This is a genomic window from Janthinobacterium longum, from assembly GCF_051380735.1.
GTDB lineage: Bacteria > Pseudomonadota > Gammaproteobacteria > Burkholderiales > Burkholderiaceae_D > Janthinobacterium.
The window spans coordinates 345,815-353,982 of the sequence record NZ_JBNYXQ010000005.1 but is presented as its reverse complement, the minus strand read 5'-3'; the positions used below and the strand labels follow the sequence as shown (position 1 = coordinate 353,982).

At 62.8% G+C, this 8,168-nt stretch carries 7 protein-coding genes and 1 pseudogene; 7 read left to right on the top strand and 1 reads right to left on the bottom strand.

All coding sequences use genetic code 11. The features are described 5' to 3' along the window. The 7 genes and pseudogenes from ACQ4WM_RS16080 to ACQ4WM_RS16050 form a co-directional block, all read left to right on the top strand. A pseudogene (locus ACQ4WM_RS16080) lies at positions 1-113 on the top strand (IS1595-like element ISJsp4 family transposase); the annotation flags it as partial. Between the two features lie 59 nt (positions 114-172). Then, the gene (locus ACQ4WM_RS16075) at positions 173-517 is read left to right on the top strand and encodes a hypothetical protein (protein WP_436547680.1); all 345 of its coding nucleotides are present in this window, start codon (positions 173-175) and stop codon (positions 515-517) included. A gap of 127 nt (positions 518-644) precedes the next feature. Next, on the top strand, positions 645-1,922 hold the full coding sequence (locus ACQ4WM_RS16070; RefSeq protein ID WP_436547679.1) for a lipoprotein-releasing ABC transporter permease subunit: 1,278 nt from the start codon (positions 645-647) through the stop codon (positions 1,920-1,922). Positions 1,923-2,055: 133 nt separating this feature from the next. Further along, positions 2,056-3,321 (top strand): lipoprotein-releasing ABC transporter permease subunit, encoded by a 1,266-nt coding sequence (locus tag ACQ4WM_RS16065; protein WP_436547678.1) that lies wholly within the window; start codon positions 2,056-2,058, stop codon positions 3,319-3,321. A gap of 15 nt (positions 3,322-3,336) precedes the next feature. Continuing rightward, complete coding sequence (gene lolD, locus ACQ4WM_RS16060) at positions 3,337-4,065, top strand: lipoprotein-releasing ABC transporter ATP-binding protein LolD (RefSeq protein WP_436547677.1); 729 nt, start codon at positions 3,337-3,339, stop codon at positions 4,063-4,065. 12 nt (positions 4,066-4,077) lie between these two features. Further along, positions 4,078-4,878, top strand: a complete 801-nt coding sequence (locus tag ACQ4WM_RS16055) for a TatD family hydrolase (RefSeq protein WP_436547691.1) — start codon at positions 4,078-4,080, stop codon at positions 4,876-4,878. A 1-nt stretch (position 4,879) separates the two neighbouring features. After that, positions 4,880-6,103, top strand: a complete 1,224-nt coding sequence (locus ACQ4WM_RS16050; protein ID WP_436547676.1) for a PQQ-dependent sugar dehydrogenase — start codon at positions 4,880-4,882, stop codon at positions 6,101-6,103. A gap of 12 nt (positions 6,104-6,115) precedes the next feature. On the opposite strand, the gene ACQ4WM_RS16045 is transcribed toward ACQ4WM_RS16050, so the two are convergent. Continuing rightward, the gene (locus tag ACQ4WM_RS16045) at positions 6,116-8,113 is read right to left on the bottom strand and encodes a helicase-related protein (RefSeq protein ID WP_436547675.1); all 1,998 of its coding nucleotides are present in this window, start codon (positions 8,111-8,113) and stop codon (positions 6,116-6,118) included. Positions 8,114-8,168 lie beyond the last annotated feature (55 nt).

The window sequence follows — 8,168 nt, the reverse complement described above, 5'->3', positions numbered from 1 at the left end:
ATCTGCCCAGTTACCTGGGCTGGCGGTGGATACTCGACGCCAGGAGAATTTTGTCCCCGGAAAGCTTGCTCAAAGCCACTATGGGAACCTTCCCACACTTGATGGTGACATAGCCTATTTTTACGCCGGATTGATACAATCGCAACTGGCGAAAAAAAGCATGAGGCATGCAATGAAACTGAAATTGATGGCGACGAGTGTGTTTCTGCTGGCGCAAGTGTCGCTGGCGGGCGCGGCGGACCCGGTCCCAGCCGATGCAGCGAAGACAATTTTCACGCTGTACGATGATGGCGGCGAACATTTTGCGCAAGCCTGCGGCAAGGCCAGGGCCATGCCTGAAAAATTCAAGCGACTCAAGCGGCTGTACGATCAAAAAGACTATATGGGCTCGAAACAGACGCAATTTGCCGACCAGAACGCGGCCGGCATCGACGCCTGGGATCATTTTTTCAGTTCCGCCAAAGCTTGCGAAAAAGCGCGGCTGCAACTGGAAAAAGACGCAGCGGCCGGTGGCTGACGGTTTTCCGGCGGTCTGACAGCCGCAAAACGGGGCCTGCGTGGCTTGTTTCACGCATGAAATGATGATTATGTGGCACACTGCGCGCTCGCATATCATCGTTGTCGCGGGAGCGCATAAGTATCAAATGAGCATCATCAAACAATTACCTTACGAGTGGCAGGTCGGCGTGCGCTACACGCGCGCCGGCAAACGCAGCGGTCGCAACAGTTTTATCTCCTTTATTTCCATGATTTCGGTGGCCGGCATCGCGCTGGGCGTGGCGGCCCTGATCGTGGTGCTGTCCGTGATGAACGGCTTCCAGAAGGAAGTCACCGACCGGCTGATGTCGGTGCTGGCCCATGTGGAAGTCTTCGACACGCGCGGCGCCATGCCGAACTGGCAGGAGCAGGAAAAAGCCGCCTACGCCAATGAGCAGGTCAAAGCCGTGGCGCCGTTCGTGGAAACCCAGGGCATGCTGCTCAACGACGAAACCATGCGCCCATCGGTGGTGCGCGGCGTGCTGCCGCTGCAGGAAGCCAAAGTCTCCAGCGTGGCAGGGCAGATGAAACAGGGCCAGTTCAGCTCCCTGACGCCAGACTCCTGGAATATCGTGCTCGGTATCGACCTGGCCAAGGCGCTAGGCGTGACCGTGGGCCAGAACGTGACGCTGATGCTGGAACGCGAACCGCGCGCCGGCGACTCCCTCAACAGCATGGTCATGCCGCGCATGCGCGCGCTGAAGGTGTCGGGCATTTTTGAAGCGGGCCACAATGAGCTTGATGCCAGCCTGGCGTTTGTCAACATGCAGGACGCCGAACAGCTGCTGATGCTCGACGGCCCCTCCGGCCTGCGTCTGCGTCTGCATGACATGAACCAGGCGCCGCAGGTGGCGCGCGAACTGAAGGCATCGATGCCGGGCGAACTGTGGATGCGCGACTGGTCGCGCGCCAGCGCCAGCTGGTATGCGCTGGTGCAAAGCCAGAAAAACATGATGTTCATTATCCTCAGCATGATTATCGCGGTGGCCGCCTTCAACCTGGTGTCGACGCTGGTGATGTCGGTGACCGACAAGCAGGCCGATATCGCGATTTTGCGCACGCTGGGCGCCTCGCCGTTTTCCATCATGAAGATCTTCATGATCCAGGGCGCGCTGGTAGGCCTGCTGGGGAGCGCCCTGGGCGTGGCCGGCGGCGTGCTGCTGGCGCTGAACGTCGGCGTGATCGTGCCGTTTATCGAAGGCATTTTCGGCCTGCACTTCATCTCAAAAGAGATCTACCAGATCAGCGCCGTGCCGTCCGACCTGCACTGGCTGGACGTGGCGCAGATCGGCCTGATCGCCTTTGGCCTGGCGCTGGTGGCGACCGTCTACCCGAGCTGGCGCGCGGCGCGCGTGAAGCCGGCCGAAGCGCTGCGGTATGAATAAATAGTTGGCGTGGCAAGGGGGTCAGACCCGTAGGGTCTGACCCCAGCCTTTTGCTGCATTACAAGTAACATTGGCTGATCAACAGAGTGCTGGGGTCGGACCCAGCGGGTCCGACCCCGGAATTAACGAAGCTATGAGCATGTTAAAAAATCTTCCCTTTGAATGGCTGGTTGGCCTGCGCTACACGCGGGCCGGCAAGCGCAGTGGCCGCAACAGTTTTATCTCCTTTATTTCGCTGATCTCGATGGCCGGCATCGGCCTGGGCGTGGCGGCCCTGATCGTCGTGCTGTCCGTCATGAACGGCTTCCAGAAGGAAGTTACCGACCGCATGCTGTCGGTGCTGGCCCATGTCGAGGTGTTCGACAACAGCGGCAGCATGCCGGACTGGCGCGCCGAAAAGGCCGAGGCCTTGAAGAACCCTGCCGTCAAGGGCGCTGCTCCTTTTGTTGAAACCCAGGGCATGCTGCTGCGCGACGATGCACTGCGCCCGGCCATCGTGCGCGGCGTGCTGCCCGAGGAAGAGCCGAATGTCTCGGACGTGGCCGGCCAGACCCGCATGGGCAGCTTCAAGGCGCTGCAGCCGGGCACCTACAATATCGTGCTGGGCATCGAACTGGCGCGCGCGCTGCGGGTGAACCTTGGCGAAAAAGTCACCCTGATGCTGGCCCAGGGCCAGGTCACGCCGGCCGGCGTGCTGCCGCGCATGCGCAGCTTTACCGTCAGCGGCATCTTCCAGGCCGGCCATAATGAATTCGATGCCGGCCTGGCCTTTATCAATATCGAAGACGGCCAGCGGCTGCTGCGCCTGGAAGGCCCATCCGGCCTGCGCCTGCGGCTGGTGGACATGAATCGCGCGCCGCAGGTGGCGCAAGAATTGAAAAAATCCATGCCGGGCGACCTGCGCATGCGCGACTGGTCGCAATTGAACGCCAACTGGTTTGCCGCCGTGCAGACAGAAAAGCGCATGATGTTCATTATCCTCACCCTGATCATCGCGGTGGCCGCCTTTAACCTGGTGTCGACGCTGGTGATGACGGTGACCGACAAGCAGGCCGATATCGCCATTTTGCGCACGCTCGGTGCCTCGCCGGGATCGATCATGAAAATCTTCATGATACAGGGCGCGCTGGTGGGGATTTTGGGCACGATACTCGGTGTCGGTGGCGGCGTGCTGGTGGCGATGAATATCGACGTCATCGTGCCGTTTATCGAACACCTGCTGGGCGTGCAGTTCCTGTCCAAGGATATTTACTTCATCAGCACCGTGCCGTCCGACCTGCGCTGGCCCGATGTCACGAAGATCGGCGTGCTGGCCGTGATGCTTGCCTTTCTGGCGACCCTGTATCCAAGCTGGTGGGCCGCCCGCGTGAAGCCGGCCGAAGCCCTGCGCTACGAATAACTTGAGAGCATGACCATGACCGATCTGAATAAAAATACCGTTCCGTCTACCCCGACCGCCGCGCCAGTGGTGCTTTCCTGCCGTGGCCTGGGCAAGACGTTTACCCAGGGCAGCTACAAGGTGCAGGTACTGGCCGGCATCGATATCGATATCCATCGCGGCGAACGCGTGGCCATCGTCGGCGCTTCCGGTTCCGGCAAATCGACCCTGCTGCATCTGCTGGGCGGCCTCGATACGCCCAGCAGCGGCAGCGTCTCCCTGCTGGGGAAAGACTTCGCCACCCTGAGCGAAAAGGCGCGCGGCGACTTGCGCAACGCCTCGCTCGGTTTTGTCTATCAGTTCCACCATCTGCTGCCGGAATTTTCGGCGCTGGACAACGTCGCCATGCCTTTGATGATACGGCGCATGAAGCGTGCGCCGGCCACCGACCTGGCGCAGCAGATACTGGCGCGCGTCAACCTGGCCAAGCGCGTCACGCATACGCCCGGTGAATTGTCTGGCGGCGAACGCCAGCGCGTGGCGCTGGCCCGCGCTCTGGTGACGCAGCCGGCCTGCGTGCTGGCCGACGAGCCGACCGGCAACCTCGATCACGCCACGGCCGAACAGATTTTTGATCTGATGCTCGAACTGTCGCGCACCCTGGGCACGGCATTCGTGATCGTCACCCACGATATCGAACTGGCCAGGCGCTGCGACCGCGTGCTGCGCCTGACCGACGAAGGACTGCAGCCTTACCAATATTAAGGGCTCATCATGCTGTGGATTGATACCCATTGCCACCTGGATGCCCATGAATTCGGCGCCGACTCGCTGCCGGTGGCGCAGCGCGCCGGGCAACTGGGCGTGGCGATGATCGTGATTCCCGCCGTCGAGATGGCGAACTTTGCCATCGTGCGCGAGCTGGCCCACGCCGCGCCGAACGGCTGCTATGCACTGGGCATCCACCCGATCTACGTGCCGCATGCCACCGAGGACGATTTGCTGGCGCTGCGCGAGGCCGTGGCAGCAGCGATGCAGGACCCGCGCTTTGTCGCCATCGGCGAGATCGGCCTGGACTTCTTTATTCCCATGCTGAAGGAACCGGCGATGCGCGCCAAACAGGAACACTTTTTGCGCGAGCAGCTGAAAATCGCCCGCGATTTCGACCTGCCGGTGCTGGCCCATGTGCGCCGCTCGCAGGATATCGTACTCAAACATGCGCGCCAGATCCGCCCCAACGGCGGCATCGCGCACGCCTTCAACGGCAGTTTTCAACAGGCGCAAGGCTATATCGACCTCGGTTTCAAGCTCGGTTTCGGCGGCGCCATGACCTTTACGCGTGCCTTGCAGATACGCAGCATGGCAAGCGACTTGCCGCTGTCCGCCATCGTGCTGGAAACCGATGCACCCGATATTTCCCCTGCCTGGATACACCCTGGCCGCAACAGCCCGGAACAACTGCCCCGCATCGGCGCCGTGCTGGCCGAACTGCGCGGTATTGACCTGGCCGAAGTGGCGGTGCAGACCAGCGCCAACGCCCGCGCGGTGATGCCGCGCCTACCCTTGATGGAAAGCTAACATGAATAAGAAAATACTTGCCGCGGCGCTGGCCAGCTGTTTGTCGGCACCCGCCATGGCGGCCGATCTGTGCGACGGCTTGCCCCGTCTGGATGTGACTACGCCGGCCGGTTTTTGCGTCGGCGTGCTGGGCGACGGCATGAAGTTTCCGCGCGGCGTGCTGCCGCTGACGAATGGCGACGTGCTGGTCACCGACATGGCCGGCTGGGCGGCAAACCAGGGCAAGTTGTGGCTGCTCAAGCGCCAGGCAGACGGCAAGTTCGAGCGCAAGCAGTTGCTCGACAAACTCGACCGCCCGAACGGCATCGTGCAGGGGCCGGACGGCATGGTGTATGTGGGCGTGGTAGGGCGCATCTTCCGCTTCGACCTGCGCGACCCGGCCACCATCACCGACGTGATCGGCGGCACCGCAAAGACGCCGCGCTTGCCGGGCCTGGGCCTGCATCCGCTGACCAATATGCGCTTCAGTCCGGCCGGCGATCTGTTTGTGAACGTGGGATCAAACACCGACCATTGCGAAGGCAAGGACAGCAAGGCGCCGGACGCCAGCAAACCGTGTGCCAGTGGCGAAGGCAAGGAAGCGCTGGGGGCGATTCGCGAATACAAGATGGCCTGGCCGGCCGGCACCGTCAGCAGCTGGAGTACCTACGTGCACGGCTTGCGCAATTCGATGGCGCTGGCCTTTCACCCGGCTACCGGCGCCCTGTGGCAGGCGGAAAATTCGCGTGACGCGATCCAGGCCGCCATGCCGCAACTGAAAAGCGACGAGAACCTGCCGCACGATGAACTCAATCTCGTCAAAGCGGGCCAGCATTACGGCTGGCCCTATTGCTACGACAACAACGTGGCCAGCCCCGAATATCCGAACACCGATTGCGCCGCCAGATACACCGTGCCGCAGCGGCTGCTGCCCGGTCACGCGGCGCCACTGGGCATGACCTTTTACACGGCCAGCCGTTTTCCCGCCATCTACAAAAACAGCCTGATTATCGGCTACCACGGCTACCGTGCCAATGGCCACCGCCTGGTGGCGCTGATGCCCGATGCAGCCGGCGCGCCGTTGGGAAAAACGGTCGAGCTGATCGGCAACTGGGAGCGCAAGGGCAAGCAGGGCAGGGGCGCGCCGGTCGATGTGAAGCAGGGCCAGGACGGCGACATCTACCTGGCCGACGATCATAACGGGCTGGTGTTGAAGCTGCATTACGCCGCACCGGCCAAACCCTGAACAGCGACCTGGCTATCTGAACTTTTTGCCCGCGCGCCCGCGCGACGCGGCATTGTGTGCACGCAGGATGGAGTCGACCCGTTCGGACGCATCGCGCGACAGAGTTTGCGCCACTTCGATGTCGGGGAAGAATTCGGGCAGGCGGTAGCTGAGCCAGGCATACGCCGAGTAATAGCGGCAGGTGTCTTCCACCTGCTGCAAATTCTGCGTGCCGCCGCCGTAAGTATGCTGGCGCAGGGTAGAGGTCTTGCCGAGCGACAGATTCTTCGCCCAGTGTTCCCACGCCGTTTGCAAGGACGGCACCTTGCTTGAAATCGGCACCAGGGAGAGCGTGAACTTGTCGGCCACGGAGAGCGGCAGGGTGTCGAGCCACAGCGCGCGTTCTTTCTGGTCTTCGGTAATGCGCGGGAAGAAAAAACCGTCCGGCACGTCGCTATTGTGAATGAAGCGGCGCAGCAGTTTTGACAGCGACTGCTCGCCCGTCACCGACGAAATCCGGTGCAAATGCTCGAGCGACGGCGCCACGGCAAAGCCGCTGGTGCTCAGAGGGTGCAGTTTTTCCTTCAGCAGGGCGCGCATCACTTCATGCGTTTCATTGTCGTAGCCGGCCACCAGCCCCTCTTCATGCACGCCGTAGCGGCCAGCACGCCCGGCGATCTGGCGCGCCAGCGCGGCCGAAATCTCTTCCTCTTCGCGGCCGTTGTACTTGACGCTGGTGGTCATCACGATGCGCGCGATCGGCATGTTCAGGCCCATCGCCAGCGCATCGGTACCGACCACCACATCGGCCGTGCCGTCGCGAAAGCGCTGCGCCTGCGCGCGCCGTACTTCGGGCGACAGATTGCCATACACGGTGGCCACCGACAGCCCGGTTTCGGTGATCATGTCGCGCCACATCAGCACCTCGCGGCGCGAAAACGCGATGACCGCGTCGCCACGGCGCAGGTTGCGCACCTTGCGCACGGCGGTGGGCTCCATCGACAGCGGCGCCATGCGCTTCAGTACGTGCACTTCCAGCGGGCATTCGAGCCGTTCGGCCAGCGCCTCGATGGCGCGCCGCGCTTCCGGTGCGCCCACCAGGTAGACGGTATGCGCCGGCGCGCCGCACACCGCCGCCGTCCAGGCCGCGCCCCGGTCCGGGTCGGCCAGCATCTGGATCTCGTCGATCACGGCCACCTCGACCACGGTTTTCGTCTCCAGCATTTCCACCGTGCTGGCCACATGGGTGGCGTCGTCGACCGTGCGCCGCTCTTCGCCCGTGATCAGGTTGACGGCCAGCGGTTTGCCGTGCGGCCGCGCTTCCAGCAGGCGCTCGTAGTTTTCCAGTGCCAGCAGCCGCAGCGGCGCCAGGTAGACGCCGCTTTTCGCTTTCACCAGTGCTTCCATCGCGCGGTGCGTCTTGCCCGAATTGGTGGGCCCCAGCAGGGCGATAAAGCGGCGCGGCAACCGGCGCGCCATCTCGAACGAGGCCGGATACTCGGCCAGGTTGATGCTCTGGCGCGTGCGCGTGGCATACTGTTCTTCCTGCTGGCGCTCGATCGCATGGTTGAAACGCTGGCGAATGCGGTCGAACACCATGCCGGCCGGCTCCGACGTCTGCATGTCGGCCAGGGTATGCAGGAACAGCATCGGGTCGGCTTCGACATCTTCGCTCTGGCCGGCGATATCGGCCACGAAATCGATCACATGCTGGCGCAGTTCGTCATACACGGCTTGCCCGGCACGCTCGCGTACCAGCGCCAGCTTGGCCTCGCGATCCATCTTGCGCCATTTGGCCGGCCGCGCCAGCACGCCCTGCGCGGGCACCAGCGCATACGGCACGCGCAGCTCGCCGGCCCGCACCTCGCCCGAAAAGCGCAGGAACACGCGGCCTTCCATCTTCACCAGCCGTACATGTTCGGCCAGTTCGCCCAGTTCCGCGACCAGGGTGGCGTCGTGATGGTCTTCGGCGAGGTCTGATGAATCGTTAGCGATGTGGCCTGGCTGGCCTGGAGTTGCGGAGGAAGTCATGAAATGCCTGGGTGTCGAGGGTGCAGCAGCGATTATACCGTGCCCGGCAGCGATG